At 36.0% G+C, this 239-nt stretch carries 1 protein-coding gene; it reads left to right on the top strand.

All coding sequences use genetic code 11. From position 1 onward, the window contains the following. Positions 1 to 43: 43 nt before the first annotated feature. Positions 44 to 239: hypothetical protein (locus tag QVO39_RS01585; RefSeq protein WP_288171462.1), on the top strand; the 196-nt coding region annotated here is incomplete at its 3' end.

Raw genomic sequence — 239 nt, 5'->3', positions numbered from 1 at the left:
TGAGGTAGATAATCATCTGATCTCGTATCCAAGCAATACACAAATGATTAATTATTCGTTTGGTGTAGACTTTATTCCATCCTTAACCCACACTCTAAATATTGCATGGGATGGGTATAAGACCCATCTATCAGAGACAGGGATGTCAAGTAGCAAAGTGCTGGAAGGAAGCAATAACAAAATAGAATTTGATAGCAAAACCACTCTTACAGACATTAGTGATTATAATCATATTGTCG

This window comes from Porphyromonas sp. CAG:1061 (assembly GCF_000435035.1).
GTDB classification, from domain to species: Bacteria; Bacteroidota; Bacteroidia; order Bacteroidales; family Porphyromonadaceae; genus Porphyromonas_A; species Porphyromonas_A somerae.
Note: the sequence above shows the minus strand (reverse complement) of the source record. Positions and strands in the feature narration are given on the sequence as shown.